This window comes from Bacillus sp. COPE52, from assembly GCF_003355115.1.
Taxonomy (GTDB): Bacteria; Bacillota; Bacilli; order Bacillales; family Bacillaceae_G; genus Bacillus_A; species Bacillus_A toyonensis.
Genome location: NZ_CP031292.1, coordinates 4,982,977 through 4,999,912 on the forward strand (window position 1 = coordinate 4,982,977; position 16,936 = coordinate 4,999,912).

General features: G+C 37.3%; 17 protein-coding genes. All 17 read right to left on the reverse strand.

Going from position 1 to position 16,936, the window contains the following annotated elements:
- Positions 1-26: 26 nt before the first annotated feature.
- Complete coding sequence (locus DPQ31_RS25425; protein ID WP_000455191.1) at positions 27-833, reverse strand: DUF368 domain-containing protein; 807 nt, start codon at positions 831-833, stop codon at positions 27-29.
- A 162-nt stretch (positions 834-995) separates the two neighbouring features.
- Positions 996-1,952 (reverse strand): thioredoxin-disulfide reductase, encoded by a 957-nt coding sequence (gene trxB, locus DPQ31_RS25430; RefSeq protein WP_001288066.1) that lies wholly within the window; start codon positions 1,950-1,952, stop codon positions 996-998.
- Positions 1,953-2,037: 85 nt separating this feature from the next.
- Positions 2,038-3,549, reverse strand: a complete 1,512-nt coding sequence (locus DPQ31_RS25435; protein ID WP_000517711.1) for a tetratricopeptide repeat protein — start codon at positions 3,547-3,549, stop codon at positions 2,038-2,040.
- Between the two features lie 145 nt (positions 3,550-3,694).
- Complete coding sequence (locus DPQ31_RS25440; protein WP_001255057.1) at positions 3,695-4,201, reverse strand: acyltransferase; 507 nt, start codon at positions 4,199-4,201, stop codon at positions 3,695-3,697.
- A 17-nt stretch (positions 4,202-4,218) separates the two neighbouring features.
- On the reverse strand, positions 4,219-4,869 hold the full coding sequence (gene ppaX, locus DPQ31_RS25445; protein WP_001166733.1) for a pyrophosphatase PpaX: 651 nt from the start codon (positions 4,867-4,869) through the stop codon (positions 4,219-4,221).
- A 67-nt stretch (positions 4,870-4,936) separates the two neighbouring features.
- Entirely contained in the window at positions 4,937-5,749 is an 813-nt protein-coding gene (gene lgt / locus DPQ31_RS25450) for a prolipoprotein diacylglyceryl transferase (protein WP_000924230.1), read from the reverse strand.
- Between the two features lie 24 nt (positions 5,750-5,773).
- Positions 5,774-6,703: an HPr(Ser) kinase/phosphatase gene (gene hprK, locus DPQ31_RS25455; RefSeq protein WP_001127251.1), complete on the reverse strand. Its 930-nt coding sequence runs from the start codon at positions 6,701-6,703 to the stop codon at positions 5,774-5,776.
- Positions 6,704-6,859: 156 nt separating this feature from the next.
- A complete protein-coding gene (locus DPQ31_RS25460; RefSeq protein ID WP_001267312.1) occupies positions 6,860-7,240 on the reverse strand; it encodes a phage holin family protein in 381 nt (126 codons plus the stop codon).
- Between the two features lie 114 nt (positions 7,241-7,354).
- Positions 7,355-7,804, reverse strand: a complete 450-nt coding sequence (locus DPQ31_RS25465) for a DUF4275 family protein (RefSeq protein ID WP_097958739.1) — start codon at positions 7,802-7,804, stop codon at positions 7,355-7,357.
- A 59-nt stretch (positions 7,805-7,863) separates the two neighbouring features.
- A complete protein-coding gene (gene uvrA, locus DPQ31_RS25470) occupies positions 7,864-10,734 on the reverse strand; it encodes an excinuclease ABC subunit UvrA (protein ID WP_000030983.1) in 2,871 nt (956 codons plus the stop codon).
- An 11-nt stretch (positions 10,735-10,745) separates the two neighbouring features.
- Entirely contained in the window at positions 10,746-12,722 is a 1,977-nt protein-coding gene (uvrB, locus tag DPQ31_RS25475) for an excinuclease ABC subunit B (protein WP_208731176.1), read from the reverse strand.
- A gap of 151 nt (positions 12,723-12,873) precedes the next feature.
- On the reverse strand, positions 12,874-13,305 hold the full coding sequence (locus DPQ31_RS25480; protein ID WP_098711566.1) for a DUF4362 domain-containing protein: 432 nt from the start codon (positions 13,303-13,305) through the stop codon (positions 12,874-12,876).
- Between the two features lie 45 nt (positions 13,306-13,350).
- A complete protein-coding gene (locus DPQ31_RS25485; protein WP_000025216.1) occupies positions 13,351-13,971 on the reverse strand; it encodes a hypothetical protein in 621 nt (206 codons plus the stop codon).
- Positions 13,968-14,729, reverse strand: coding sequence for a MerR family transcriptional regulator (locus DPQ31_RS25490; protein WP_000260340.1), 762 nt, complete (start codon positions 14,727-14,729; stop codon positions 13,968-13,970). Before DPQ31_RS25490 ends, DPQ31_RS25485 begins: the two co-directional genes overlap by 4 nt.
- A 99-nt stretch (positions 14,730-14,828) precedes the next feature.
- A complete protein-coding gene (locus tag DPQ31_RS25495; protein ID WP_000524132.1) occupies positions 14,829-15,056 on the reverse strand; it encodes a hypothetical protein in 228 nt (75 codons plus the stop codon).
- Between the two features lie 148 nt (positions 15,057-15,204).
- Positions 15,205-15,402, reverse strand: a complete 198-nt coding sequence (locus DPQ31_RS25500) for a helix-turn-helix transcriptional regulator (protein ID WP_208731177.1) — start codon at positions 15,400-15,402, stop codon at positions 15,205-15,207.
- 412 nt (positions 15,403-15,814) lie between these two features.
- The gene (locus tag DPQ31_RS25505) at positions 15,815-16,837 is read right to left on the reverse strand and encodes a YeiH family protein (protein WP_000438410.1); all 1,023 of its coding nucleotides are present in this window, start codon (positions 16,835-16,837) and stop codon (positions 15,815-15,817) included.
- Positions 16,838-16,936 lie beyond the last annotated feature (99 nt).

Sequence of the window (16,936 nt, forward strand, 5' to 3'; positions counted from 1 at the left end):
TTTTATCGCTAAGGGGATTACATTCTTTATTTCTTACCGAAATAAGTAACAATCGTAAATCCTAAAATGAAGGTAATGATCGAACTTACAATTGAAAATCCGCCAGTTGGAATACCAGGGAAAACAATTACAATCGAACCGATAACAAGTCCAATAATTACTGCAAATGTCATATTTTTATAACGATCTAATAAAAAGCTAATTCCTTTACTACTTACAACAAATCCGACCATAACACCAGCACCAATAACCATAATTAATGGTAAATTAAGTGTAGTTAAAGCGTTAATTGCCGTTGGATAAACACCAATAATTAATAAAATAAACGATCCGCTAATTCCAGGAAGGAGCATAGCCATACTAGCCATCCATCCTGCGAAAAATAAACCGATTGCATTTAAAATTGTTAACGTCGTAATTGGATCTGCTGCCTTATCTGGCTTAAAGAACGCTGTTATCGCAACAAGAATAGCTGCAATTATTAATAAAGCGATGTGCTTACCTTTAAACGTCGCCTTTGCATCAGCTTCTCTCATTAACATCGGTAATATACTAATAATTAAACCGAGGAAGAAAAATTGAGTCGGTTCATAATGATTTGCAAGTAAATATTTAATAACGTGACTTAACGTTAAAAACGCTGCCGCCACACCAGCTGCAAGGGGAATTAAAAATCCTAAATGTTTTTTCCATTCACGACTAAAGAACCCGCTAATTGCCGCAAGCAATTGTTCATAAATCCCTAACACTACAGCGATTGTACCGCCGCTCACACCAGGAATTAAATCACTAACTCCCATACAAAATCCACGATATATATTACGCCATTCCATACTGAATAAATTCCTCATTTCTTATAGTGATTTTTTCCGTAAAGTCCAGTATATCAATAAGAAAGCTTATAATCCTAATTGTTTTTGACAAAACTTTGACATTTTTACATAAAAAAAGAAAGCTCCTATCGGTAGCTTTCTTCTCAAAAGGAGTATTACCCCTTATTTTTCTGTTACAGTTTTTAATTCCTCTAACAATTCTTCTACGTAATGTTGTGCACTTTGTGCAGCAATACTACCGTCACCTGTTGCCGTTACAATTTGACGAAGCATTTTTTCACGAACATCACCTGCTGCGAAAATACCAGGAACTTTCGTTTCCATACGCTCGTTCGTTTCAAGGTAACCATTTTCATTTGTAATACCTAGTTCAACAAATGGTTTTGATAAAGGTAACATACCGATGTATACGAAAACGCCATCAGTTTTTACTTCTTTCTCTTCTCCACTATTTACGTCTACAAGTGTTACACTTCCTACTTTACCATTTGCATCATTAATTTCTTTTATAGTGTGATTCCAAATGAAATCCACTTTCTCGTTTTGGAATGCACGATCTTGTAAAATTTTCTGTGCACGAAGAGTGTCACGACGGTGAACGATTGTTACTTTTGATGCGAAGCGCGTTAAGAACACACCCTCTTCAACAGCTGAATCTCCGCCTCCAATAACAACAAGTTCTTTTCCTTTAAAGAATGCCCCATCACATACTGCACAATATGATACACCGCGGCCGCCAAGCTCTGTTTCACCTGGCACACCAATTTTTTTATATTCTGCACCGCTTGCAACGATAATTGCACGTGCTTTATATTCTTTTTTACCAGCAATAATTGTTTTATATTCTTTACCATCGATGACTGCTTTCACATCACCATATGCATATTCAGCACCAAATTTCTTCGCATGCTCGAACATTTTATTTGATAAGTCTGGTCCTAAAATAGACTCATAACCTGGATAATTTTCTACATCTTCTGTGTTTGCCATTTGGCCACCTGGAATACCACGCTCAAGCATTAATGTGCTTAAATTCGCACGAGATGTATATACTGCAGCTGTCATACCAGCTGGTCCTGCACCAATAATAATGACATCATAAATTTTTTCTTCTGACACACCATTCACTCCTATCCATTCCTACACAATTAAGTTACCCTCATTATACTGTTAGCATCATTTTTTTCCCAATGATTTGCTTATACTATGTGTGCGTACGCTTAACAGCTTGCACATACTTTCGAACAGTCGCTACAGATACATTATATACATCTCCAAGCTCCGACTGTGTCATCTTATTTCCTTGTTCGCCGCGCACAATATATTCAATTGCCGCCGACCAACCGTACACGTTTGTAAAAACAGACCCGGATGTATATAAACGTATGAACGTACAAAACCAAAAGTGTAAACACTCTTCGATTAGTTCATCGTCCTTTTTCGTATAATTATATAATGCGTCCGCGATTCGCGCGCATTGTTCAAATTGCTGTAAATCAGCAGGAATACCTTTATGACTATTAAGTAAAAAGAAATACTTTGCAAGTTGCGATACAATTGGAACACCATTTTTCACTTGCGTTACATCAAAAAAGAATCCGACCTTCTCTGGTGTTGACAATTCATTCATTAAATATAAAGCTAGCATTTGCTCCTCTAGCGTCGCACTTTGCTGAAATGACTTTTGTAATTCTTCAAACAACACGTTTTGCCCTTCATCCGCTAAATTTAGTGCGTTCCACGGCTCTTTTCCTTTTTTATCAGGGTGCAATTCTACTACATGTTGCCACATTTTTTCAGCTACTTGCTGATTTTTCACCATATACGCAGAATAAGCAAACCAATAATAAAAACTTACGTCTCCCTCATATCCTTGACGCTTTAATACTTTGAACCACTTATATGCATGCTCGAAATAACCAATTGTTGCAAGGGTCGTTCCAAGTTTCAAACGATGTTCAAATGAAATCGGATATACTGAAACTAGCTGTCCCGCTAATGCTTCTACTTGTTTATGTTCCCCAATTGAATATAGAAAAATAAGCGTATTACAAAGCGCATGTATATTACCAGGATTTTTCTCTAAAATCATTTCCGTTAATTTCAGCGCTTTGTCTACATTACCAGATTGAAAATGTGCGATGGCTAAATTATTATGACCCGACCAAAATTCCGGATAATCTTTCGTAACAATTTCTAATGTAGCAATGGCTTCTTCTAATTGTCCATTACGAATATAACGATTTGCCTCTTCTTGCATAACAATTAAATCATCTTCATCCTCAATCTCTTCCGCACCCATTGCTTCTTCTTCCATAATCTCAAGCAATTCTAATGTATCTTCTACAAATTCCTTCTCTTTCGCAACTTCTAAATATCGATCCGCATACTTCTTCGCTTGTTGAAATAAACCCATATATGCATAATTATTTGCAATAAAATAATAGCATTGTTCAAGTTCAGGGTTGGATCTAGCAAGCTTTAGAAATATCTGATTCGACTCTTGGTATTCACCAGCCTCAGATAACGCTATTGCTAATTGGCATAAAATAAACGGCTCCTTCTCGCTTTGTGCCGCTCTTCGAAAATATTTAATTGCATCTTGCAATTTTTGCCCTTTGTAAGCCCTCATCCCTTTTTTATAAAAGAAGTCCGCTAATTGGTTAAAAGAGATAACTTGTCCGTTCTCCTTATATATCCTTTGATTTTTCCCCATATATCCTCCAGTTTTTTGTTTTCTTCGCTCACACATTCTTCTATCTATAAGTATAAACGATTCCGTAAAAAACAAAACAGTATATTATACTCAATTATTTCCTTTTTATTCATAAAAAAAGAAAAGAAATGTTACATTTTTAGCATCAACCTTCTCGGGCCGCCATTTCCTCTTTCGTATAAATAATACGCATTGGATTTCCACCTACGAAAGCGCCGCTCGGTACATCTTTATGGACAAGTGTTCCAGCCGAAACAATGGCGCTATCTCCAATCCTTACCCCTGGTAAGATTGTCGTGTTCGCTCCAATCATCACTTCATTCCCTATGACGATCTCTCCAAGTCGATATTCACGAATCAAATATTCATGTGCTAAAAGCGTTGTATTGTATCCGATAATTGAATTGTCACCCACAGTAATTTTTTCGGGAAACATAATATCCGGCATAACCATAAGTGCAAATGATGTTTTTCCCCCTACTTTCATTCCTAAAAACGTACGATATAACCAATTCTTCACAGATAAAAATGGTGTGTAACGTGCAATTTGAATAATAATAAAGTTTTTCATTACCTTCCAAAAAGACACGGTTTTATACACATTCCATAATGAATTCTCTCCTGAAACAGGATAGCGCGTTGTCCGTCGCACTTAACCCTCTCCTCTACTTATGATCGGTTAATACCGGACAAAATCGGCAATAAATCACTCATTTTATCTAGCATAAAGTCTGGTTTGTAAGATTCTAAATACGCTCTACCTTTCAAAGTCCATGAAACCGCAGCTGTTTTCGTACCCGCATTTTGTCCGCCGACAATATCATGGTGATTATCCCCAACCATCACTGTTTCTCCTGGTTTCGCATCTAGTAACTGGAGCGCTTTTTGAAGTGGTTCTGGATGTGGCTTCACATGTTCCACATCATCAATTGTCACGACAACATCAAAAAACTCATCAAGCTTTGACAACTTTAATCCCATCTTAACGGTTTGTCTCGCTTTCGTTGTAACAATACCAACTTTATAACCTTGTTTTTTCAACTCTTGAACTGTTTCGTATACAGTTTCATATTCTTCTACTAATTCATCATGATGCTCATGGTTAAATTGACGATAACATGTAATCATCTCTTCAACTTTATTTTCATCAATCTTGCTGAAAGTATCATGCAAAGATGGACCGATAAATGGCAGCACATCTTCACGCTTATATTGATCTGGATAATATGTATTTAAAGTGTGTAAAAAAGAAGAAATAATAAGTTCGTTTGTATTAATTAAAGTTCCATCTAAATCAAATAACACTGTATTTATTTGCATCGCCCTAGTCCTTTCGCTTTCCTGAATATGAAAGAAGCAGCATCTTATAATAAGATGCTACTTGTCTCTAATTTTCTGAATATCTTTTATCAGCTTGCCCCATTTTTCGTCTCACAATAATGAAAATAATAGAAATAACAACAAGTCCAATTGACATTACTTGTGCAATACGAAGTGGTCCTAGCATTAAACTATCTGTACGTAAGCCTTCTACGAAGAAGCGCCCTACTGAATACCAAATTAAATATGTAAAGAATAATTCCCCGCGTCGTAAATTCACTTTTCGTAGTGCGAGTAATAAAATGACACCTGCAAAATTCCATAATGATTCATATAAAAACGTCGGGTGATAATACACACCCTCGATATACATTTGATTAATAATGAAATCTGGTAAATGAAGACCTTCTAAAAACTGTCTCGTTACTTCATCACCATGCGCCTCTTGGTTCATAAAGTTTCCCCATCGGCCAATTGCTTGTCCTAATAAAATACTCGGCGCAGCAATATCCGCCAACTTCCAGAATGAAAGCCCGCGTCGTTTTGCAAAAAGAATACCTGTAATAACAGCCCCGATTAAACCACCATGAATCGCCAAGCCACCTTGACGAATATTAATAATTTGACTCGGATTTTGCGCGTAATATTCCCATTCAAAAATAACATAATACATTCTCGCAAATAGAATAGCGATCGGTACTGCAATTAATACAAGGTCAACAAATGTATCTTTTGGAATACCTAGCCTTTCTCCCTCACGAGTTGCTAGCCAAAGACCTAATAGCACACCTGTACCGATAATAATCCCATACCAATAAACAGGAAACGGCCCAAGTTGGATGGCTACGCGGTCAAGCTGTGGTACAGAACCTAACAGCATATGTATGACCTCCCTCTCCAAAGTTTACTCCTGATTCCCTAACTCAATCGCACTCATTAATCGTTCAGAGAACTGTTGTGCCGCATTGACTCCCATACGTTTCAAACGGAAGTTCATCGCTGCTACTTCAATAATAACAGCCAAGTTTCGGCCAGGACGAACTGGAAGTGTAATCTTCGTAAGTTCTGTATCAATAATCTTCATCTTCTCTTCATCAAGACCTAAGCGATCATAATTTTTCTTTTGATCCCAAATTTCAAGATTAATAACAAGTGTAATACGCTTATAATTTCGCACTGCCCCTGCACCAAATAACGTCATAACGTTAATGATACCTAGACCACGAATTTCTAATAAATGCTCAATTAAATCTGGTGAGCTTCCTACTAATGTGTCTTCATCTTCTTGGCGAATTTCTACACTATCATCCGCAACAAGGCGATGGCCACGCTTCACAAGTTCAAGAGCTGTCTCACTTTTACCAACACCACTTTGACCTGTAATTAAAACACCAACACCGTAAATATCCACTAATACACCATGAACAGCAGTTGTTGGTGCTAACTTACCTTCTAAATAATTTGTTAAACGACTTGATAATCTCGTTGTCGTTTGAGAAGAACGTAATAAAGGCATGCCTGATTCACGTGATGCTTGTAATAACTCATCTGGTACATCTTGATTACGAGTTATAATAATACATGGCGTCTCCTCGGTACAAAGCGCTTTCATTCTCTCTTGTTTTTGCTCTGTCGTTAACGTATCAAAGAACGTAAGCTCCGTTTTTCCAAGAAGCTGCACGCGATCAGCTGGATAATATGTAAAGAATCCTGCCATTTCAATTCCAGGTCGTGATAAATCACTTGTATCAATCGGACGATGAATTCCTTCTTCACCACTTATTAACTCCAATTGAAATTGTTCAATTAAATCTTTTGTCCTTACTTTTGGCATATGTATAAACCTCCACTCCGCTGCGGGTTCAGTCTCGTTTGATGTAAAATTCCATTCTACCGGATATTGTACCATTTTTTTCTGGAAACAAGAAATACGGTTTCTCATAAATAGAAAAAAACATTTCATACGAATGATGAAATGTTTTTCTTTTTGTCATTTTCTCTTTTTTTCATATAACGGTTCAACAATTGCCTTTTCAATTATCATATTAAAAATAGAAATACAAATTGCCGCAATAATTGCTACGCCAAACCCTGTTATATTAAAAGCATCTCCTAATAATGAATCTGTTATTTTTAACGTAATCGCATTAATAACAATTAAGAAGAACCCGAACGTTACAACAGTAATTGGTAGCGTAATTAAAATTAAAAATGGTTTTACAAACACATTTAAAACCGCCAATATAATACTCGCAATAATTGCAGTTTGTATATTTGCTACGTAAAACGCGTCTGGTGCAATCCCTTTTAAAAGTCCCGATACAGCGATTAACACAACGCTATTTACAAGAAGTGATACAATCCATCTCATTTTCTTACACATCCTTTTGACATATATATTTCATCATACGCTAATAGACAATAAACGCAAGTATCATACAAACACTTATATCAACTTATTCTACCCTTCATGCTTGTATACCTACTAACATCTCCTAGTAAAATAAGGACCACACCATCTATGTTCATGAGTTTTTACAAAAGTCCAAGTGAAATCTTTATCTACAATATATATATCACCTTTATACATATCATCTGTTTCACGTAATATATCATCCATACTTAATAAACTCGCATCTTTTATTAGTAGTACGTCATTACAGTGTTGATAGAAGATACAGCACTCCTTTTTCACTTCATTATGAAACGCGTTCTCCGCTTCTTTCCCCTCTAAACACTTCTTCTTCTCATAACTAAATATGTGCCAAAGATACCCACAGCCATACTTATCTCCATAAAGGAAAATGTCTTCTTTTTCTTCATCACTTAAATGGTTTGCAAAATGCTCCTCCCAGCGCTTGCGAAAATATACACCCCAATTTTGAAACTCTCTTACCTTCATATTTTTCTTTCTTAAAACATCTATAAACTCCATTTTCTCCCTCTATGAACGAAAAACCGAGTGTCATTTCCACTCGGTTTTTCGTAATAAACTTATTGCGATAGCTCTACTTCTTTTATTTTCTCTTTCATTCTTGCTTTATCACGATTTAAAATCTCTTTTAAATACTTACCTGTATACGAGCGTTCTTCTTTTACTACTTGCTCTGGCGTTCCAGAAGCGACGATTTGTCCACCTTTGTCCCCGCCCTCTGGTCCAAGGTCAACGATATAATCAGCTGTTTTAATCACATCTAAATTATGTTCAATTACAAGTACCGTCTCACCACTCTCTACAAGACGTTGCAACACTTCTAGAAGACGTGCAATATCATGTGCATGTAAACCTGTCGTTGGTTCGTCTAAAATGTATAACGTACGCCCTGTAGAACGACGGTGTAATTCAGAGGCTAATTTCACGCGCTGTGCTTCACCACCTGATAACGTCGTTGCCGGCTGTCCTAATTTCATATAACCTAGCCCAACGTCTACAAGCGTTTGAAGTTTACGCTTAATTTTTGGGATATTAGCGAAGAACTCTACCCCATCTTCAATTGTCATTCCTAATACTTCAGAAATGTTCTTATCTTTATATTTCACTTCTAACGTTTCACGGTTGTAACGTTTACCATGACAAACTTCACACGGCACGTATACGTCTGGTAAGAAGTGCATTTCGATTTTAATAATTCCATCACCACGGCACGCTTCACAACGTCCGCCTTTCACATTAAAGCTAAAACGTCCTTTTTGATATCCGCGCACTTTCGCTTCATTCGTTTGAGCAAACACATCACGAATATCATCGAATACACCTGTATACGTCGCTGGGTTAGAACGTGGTGTACGACCGATTGGTGATTGATCAATATCAATTACTTTATCTAAATGCTCAAGACCTTTAATCTCTTTATGAGTACCTGGCTTCGCTTTCGCTTTATATAACTTTTGCGCTAACGATTTATATAGTACTTCATTAATCATCGTACTTTTACCTGATCCAGATACACCCGTTACCGCTACAAACGTACCAAGTGGGAATGACATCTTCGCATTCTTTAAGTTATTCTCTTTTGCACCGACAATCTCCACTTTACGTCCGTCACCTTTACGTCTTTCAAGTGGAACTGGAATAAACTCTTTACCGCTTAAATATTTTCCTGTTAACGAATTCTCATCTTGCATAACTTCAGCTGGTGTACCTGCTGATACAACTTGACCACCGTGAATACCTGCACCAGGTCCGATATCAAGTAAATAATCAGCAGCCATCATCGTATCTTCATCATGCTCAACAACAATTAACGTATTTCCTAAGTCACGCATTTCCTGCAATGTACGAATAAGACGATCATTATCGCGCTGATGTAAACCGATAGAAGGCTCATCAAGGATGTAAAGTACGCCAGTGAGTCGAGAACCAATTTGTGTTGCTAGGCGAATACGTTGTGCCTCACCACCTGATAAAGTACCAGCCGCACGACTTAACGTTAAATAATCTAAGCCAACGTTTACTAAGAAACCTACACGTTCTTGAATTTCTCTTAAAATTAAATGAGCAATTTTTTGTTGTTTCTCCGTTAACTCAACATTTGAGAAGAATTCCTGTACTTCTTGAACAGAATATTTCGTTACGTCAGCAATCGTTTTATCACCAACGAAAACAGCTAAACTCTCAGGCTTTAAGCGTCCGCCTTTACACTTCGGACAAGCTTGCTCCGCCATATATTTCTCCATTTGTTCACGAACATAATCAGAACTCGTCTCACGATAACGACGCTCTATATTCGGAATAACACCTTCAAATAAAATCTCATTTTCCTTTACTTGACCAAATTCATTTACATAGCGGAAATAAACTTTCTCTTCACCGCTCCCGTACAACACTTTATCAAATAAATCTTTCGGTATATCTTTCACAGGCATATCCATGTCAACGCCGTAATGATTACACACAGATTGTAAAAGTTGTGGGTAATATTGTGAACTTGTCGGTTCCCAAGGAGCAATCGCATGTTCATTTAATGTTAAATCCCAGTTCGGAATGACAAGCTCTAAATCTACCTCTAACTTTGAGCCAAGTCCATCACAAGAAGGACATGCACCGAACGGACTGTTGAATGAGAACATACGTGGCTCTAATTCACCAATTGAAAAACCACAATGCGGACATGCATGATGTTCACTAAATAGAAGTTCCTCTTCTCCCATAACATCGATTAACACTCGTCCCCCGCCAAGCTTTAATGCACTTTCAAGAGAATCCGCAAGACGACTCGCAATTCCTTCCTTTACAACAATACGGTCAATTACAACTTCAATAGAATGCTTTTTATTTTTATCTAACGTAATCTCTTCTGACACATCTAGCATTTCACCATCAACACGTACACGAACATACCCTTGCTTCTTAATATCTTCAAGTACTTTCACATGTGCACCTTTACGTCCAGACACGATAGGAGCTAACACTTGTAATTTCGTACGTTCAGGATATTCAAGAACACGGTCTACCATCTGTTCCACTGTTTGTGATGTAATTTCAATTCCGTGATTTGGACAAATCGGCGTACCAATTCGTGCGAATAATAAACGTAAATAATCATAAATCTCCGTCACTGTCCCGACAGTTGAACGTGGATTACGACTCGTTGTTTTTTGATCAATCGAAATCGCTGGTGACAACCCTTCAATCGTATCGACATCCGGTTTATCCATTTGTCCTAAAAATTGGCGTGCATACGCAGATAACGATTCTACATATCTGCGCTGCCCTTCTGCATAAATTGTATCAAACGCTAATGATGATTTCCCTGAACCAGACAATCCCGTTACAACAACAAGCTGATTTCTCGGAATGGTTACATCAATATTTTTTAAGTTATGTGCTCTAGCACCTTTTACAACGATAAAATCCTTGCTCATGCTCACTCTTTTCACCCTTCCGCTTTTAATTCTAATAGTAAATCTCTTAATTCAGCTGCACGCTCGAAGTCTAACGCTTTTGCTGCTTCTTTCATCTCTGCTTCGATCTTAGCGATTGTTTTCTCACGTTCTTTCTTCGTCATCTTCTTAGCAGGAGTTGCTTCATATGTTTCCGGTTCTTCGGCCGCTGTCGTTGCACGGATTACATCACGAACGCCTTTTTGAATCGTTTTCGGCGTGATACCATGCTCTTCATTGTAAGCTTCTTGTATAGTACGACGACGCTGCGTTTCTTCAATTGCAATTCCCATCGATCTAGTTATGCGATCTGCGTACATAATAACGCGGCCGTTTTCATTACGCGCCGCACGACCAATCGTTTGAATTAACGAACGTTCTGAACGCAAGAATCCTTCCTTATCTGCATCTAAAATAGCTACAAGTGATACTTCTGGAATATCTAATCCTTCTCGTAATAAGTTAATACCGACAAGTACATCAAACTTACCAAGGCGAAGGTCACGGATAATTTCAATACGTTCTAACGTTTTAATTTCAGAGTGAAGATAGTTCACTTTAATTCCTACATCTTTTAAGTAATCCGTTAAATCCTCTGACATTTTTTTCGTTAAAGTCGTAATTAATACACGTTCATTTTTTGCAATACGATCTTGAATTTCTCCTAATAAATCGTCAATTTGACCTTCAATTGGTCGTATATCAATTGGTGGATCTAAAAGCCCTGTTGGACGAATAATTTGTTCTATTACCCCCGGTGACTGCTCTAATTCGTATGGTCCTGGCGTTGCCGAAACGTAAATGACTTGATTCATTTTCTCTTCAAACTCATCGAACGTGAGCGGTCTATTATCTAAAGCTGATGGCAGACGGAATCCATGATCCACAAGTACTTGCTTACGTGCTTGGTCTCCGTTATACATTGCTCTTACTTGTGGCACTGATACGTGCGACTCATCCATAACAATTAAGAAATCCTTCGGGAAATAGTCTAATAACGTATACGGCGTTGCACCCGCTGGACGAAGTGTTAAATGACGGGAATAGTTTTCAATCCCTGAACAAAAGCCCATCTCGCGCATCATTTCTAGATCATAACGTGTACGTTGCTCTATACGCTGCGCTTCCAACAACTTACCATTATCATTTAATTCTTTTAAACGCTCTTCTAATTCTTTTTCTATATTTTCAATAGCAACCTTCATTTTTTCTTCACGTGTAACGAAGTGAGATGCTGGGAAGATTGCTACATGATCACGTTCTGCTAATACTTCACCTGTTAACGCATTTACTTCACGAATACGATCGATTTCATCACCGAAAAATTCAATTCGAATACAATGCTCGTCAAGTGATGCCGGGAAGATTTCAACTACATCTCCGCGCACACGGAATGTCCCACGCTTGAAATCAATATCATTACGTCCGTACTGTACATCAACAAGTTCACGAAGCAATTGATTGCGGTCCTTTTCCATACCAACTCGAAGTGAAACAACTAACTCGCGGTATTCTTCCGGAGAACCTAAACCATATATACACGAAACACTCGCAACGATAATTACATCGTCCCGTTCAAATAATGCAGACGTTGCTGAGTGACGCAATTTATCGATTTCATCATTAATTTGCGCATCCTTTTCTATAAAAGTATCCGTTTGCGGCACATACGCTTCTGGTTGATAATAATCGTAATAACTAACAAAATATTCAACTGCATTATTCGGAAAAAAATCTTTCAGCTCACTATATAATTGTCCTGCTAACGTTTTATTATGAGCCATCACAAGTGTTGGCTTCTGTACTTCTTTAATGACATTTGAAATCGTAAATGTCTTACCCGTCCCTGTCGCTCCCAGCAACACTTGCTTTTTCTTTCCACTATTAAGTCCCTCTACAAGCTTCTCTATAGCTACCGGCTGATCACCTTGCGGGGAATACGCTGAGATAATTTCAAATTGATGTTCCAAGTAAAATCCGACCTCCTCATAAAAATCTGTATTATTATTTTACCACGAATGCCCATAAAAAACCTAAAAAAACGAACAGATATTCGGTAAAATTTTCGACAATATATACATAGAAAAAGGAAGGAGTCAAAACTTCCTTCCTCTACTAACTCTATTTTTTAGGTACATATAATAAATCATATCCATTGCGCCCATTTTCATTCAGACAGTCTATTAACCTATAAGCCGTTTGTAATTCACGCTGCTCTTTAACAATCCTTTTACAACTATCTTCATCTATATCTGTATGATTACCAGCAAATCGATCTTGCCTATTATCTAACATATGAATTATATCTGTTCCACTATACTCTAACGTTTGAAAAACCGGATCACCTTCATGTGTATAATGTACAATTCTTACTTTATCAACTTCCCCTTGTTCCACATTCAAAACGAACTTTTCAAATTTATCTAGATTAGAAGTTACCGCTTCCTTTACAATGACATCATTCTTCTTATCAATTGTAATGTTAGGTTGTGAGCATGCTACTAAACTAAAGAGAAGTAGGCATATAAAACCACTTCTTTTTCCTATTGTCATCCTCTCCTATAAGAATTATTTGTATACTGCAAAAGCTACTTTCCTCTACGAAAGTAGCTTTTCTTTCCCTTTCTCCTTCTTCGGAAAAATAACATATGAAAATGAAATTGCTGTATCAACTAAAAATATAATTGCCCACACTTGGCTCACGCGACTTGCAGCTTTATTTAAAACGATTCCCGATTCTAACCAATTTCCCCATTGTTCAAATGGAATAAATCCATACGCGAAGAAAAAGAATATATGCACACCAACGAATAAAACAAGATGTAATACCCAATTTTTCATTTCCTGCTTTGCATAGGCCATACCTGTTAATTCTATATGTTCTTCAATAACAGGCGCTGGTTCATTCCGCCATTTCGCAGCTAACTTTTGCACAAATATATCAAGCTTCTTCAAATCCTTTTTCCCGTAGAAGACCGCATACAATAAAATGATTACGGTAATAATCTGAAAGTTAGAAAACTTTCCTGTTTGATAATAGTCCACTACCCCTAAGGTTAAAATGAACACTTCATTTACGAGTAGTACAATCCCCATAATAAAACTCGCCTTTTTCAAACGGAATCCGTAACGAAGTAAAAAGAAACCGATAGCCGATAACCAAAATACAATCTCTGCCCCAATTAAAAAGTACCAACGATATTCTGCGAGTATACTCATTTATCCTTCTCCTTTTCATCATATATACGAAAAGCTTCATCCATATATAATAAAAATTCTTCTTCGATTGGATACATGCTCATTTTCTGTGAATCTTCCTTCGATTTTCTAACTTCCCATAACTTATCTAAAAACGCTTCATCACCATTGGCCATTTCTAAACACTTCTGCATTAATCTCTTCATTGCCCCTTGCACCTCATCACTTGCAGTTTCTTTACCGTCTTTCATAAAAGTGCGTAATTGCTTTAATAAATCCACCCATTCTAAAACATTCGGATCTTCTTCACTCATATTTGGCAAATTATGAAGCAACTTTTGTTCTTCCTTTGAAAATACTTCATTTTGAAATATTTCACGTATACGAGAAGACTGTTTCGAAAGCTGGATCAGTTCAAACATAACTTTCCAATCGAGCTCTCCCTCCACATCCACCGAATAAACAACTGCTTGTAAAACGCGCTCCATTCGATTGAATTTCTTTTGTTCTTCCTGTACAAACCGAAGTTGTTTTTCAAGCGAATCCTTTAAGTTAAGCTCACCTTTTACTAACATATTCGCAGACTCTTTTAGTGAAAATCCCATTTCCTTTAAAAATAAAATTTGTTGGAGACGTATTACGTCAGCTTCACTATATAAACGATGCCCGCCTTCTGTTTTCCCGCTCGGCTTTAATAAATCTATTTGATCATAATAACGTAATGTACGTACTGTTACCCCTGTCTCTCTCGTCAATTCTTGTATTGAAATCACTACCATCACCTCTTCCCCTTCATTATAAAAGATGACGTTACGTAACTTTCAAGACTTTTGTAAAAAAATACAAAAAGCTGTTTATACTCATTGTATAAACAGCTTTTACGGAAATAATCCTTTTTGTACAGCGCGCCCACAAAATAAAATAAGTGCTCCAACAACAACGCTCGTTGCCGTTTTATGATAATGGGCCAATAGTAATAAATAATACGATAAACCAACAGTGCCAATCATAATACAAATACTTGGCACTGGATTACGAGAGAAATTTTGCATTCCCCAAAGAAGTGCAAATATAGCTGTAGCGACACATAACACCGGTAATCCCATTCCGCTTCCCCTTTATATATCTATTTGCTAGTCTTTGTTAATACGCTCATTGATAACATACTAATTAATACCCCAAAACCAGTCCTTATATATTTAAACGTTTAATCTAATTGAAATCTCTCAAACTTATCATTTATTTCCTCTCCCCTTACTCCAGCGTAAAGATTTCCTCCACCTTTATCCCAAAATATTTGGCGATTTTTAGGGATAACTCTAGACTCGGATTGTAATGGTGATTTTCAATCGCTATAATCGTCTGACGCGTCACCTGCATCACCTTTGCCATTTCAACTTGTGTTATATGATTTTGCTTTCTTAATTCTTTAATTTTATTTTTCACACCCATAGGATCCACCTTCAAAAGTAAAGATATCTTTACTTTAATTATAAATATTTTCCAATTACAAGTAAAGATTAATTTACAAATTTTAGAAAAATATTCCACTGAACACCTTCTCTAACAAAGTACGATAGTAGTTAAGTTTATATCAGCGATTCTCCCAATATATCGACGTAACTCCATTTATATCGGCGATTTTCTAAATATATCAGCGCAACTCCATTTATATCGGCGATTTTCTAAATATATCAGCGCAACTCCATTTATATCGGCGATTTTCTAAATATATCAGCGCAACTCCATTTATATCGGCGATTTTCCGAATATATCGACTTACTAACAAATACTGAAATCCATAGCGCTATAATCATAAGAAAAAGCTGTCCCAAAATATCTTTTGGAACAGCTTTCTCCTCTACTACATAAATCCTAATACCCATACAAGAACATATCCAAGAATAGAAAGACAAACCGAGCCGATCAGCCCTGCTACAAATGCTTTGCTTCCTAATTTACGGAACGTTTTAAACTCTACATTTAAACCAAGACCTGCCATCGCCATTGCGATAAGCATGTACGCAATTATTACAATATAACCGGCAACAACTTCGGGGATAATCCCGAGTGAATGCACCGCACTCATCGCTAAAAATCCGAATATAAACCAAGGAATCGGAAGCTCCTTCCACGATTTCTTTTCTTCGCTTCCCTCGCTCTTACCAAACCATAACCCAATTAAAATCGCTACTGGTACAAGCATCGCAACGCGCGTTAATTTCACGATAACCGCGATGTCGACAGCCGTGCTACCGCCTGGTGCCGCAGCCGCAATTACGTGAGCAATTTCATGCAGCGTCGCCCCCGAGAATACACCGTAACCGTACGGAGATAAGCCAAGCACTGGATATAATAATGTATAAATAAGCGTAAATATCGTACCTAAAATAGCAATAATTGCGGCACCAACCGCCGTTTCATCGTCCTTTGCTTTCACTTGTGGTGCAATTGCCACGACCGCTGCCGCACCACAAATCGCCGTTCCACACGCCGTTAAAATCCCAAGTTTCTTTTCTACTTTAAATACTTTTGTCAATCCATATACAACGAAAATGGTGAATGTAATAACTACCGCTGCGATGACCAATACTTTCGGCCCCGCCTTCGCAATATCAACCAGATTTAATCGCATTCCAAGTAAGATAATCCCAAAGCGAAGCAACTTCTTACTCGCAAAGTTCGTTCCCGCTATCGCTTCTGGAGGGACTCCAATCGCTGCGCGCCAAATCATCCCAATTAGAATAGCAATTACTAATTGTCCCATAATATTTAAAAATGGAAGCTCCGCTAAATATTTCGCAGCAATGGCGATTAATAATGTAATCCCAATACCTTGCGAAAATCCAAAGCCCTTTTTCTTTTGTATAACAAGTGTTTGTTCCACCTTGTACCACCCCAATAATCGTATTGGAACATGCATGTTCTTTCTACTTACATTATAAGAGAGTTTTTATAATAAGTTTAATATCAATATTCAATCTCT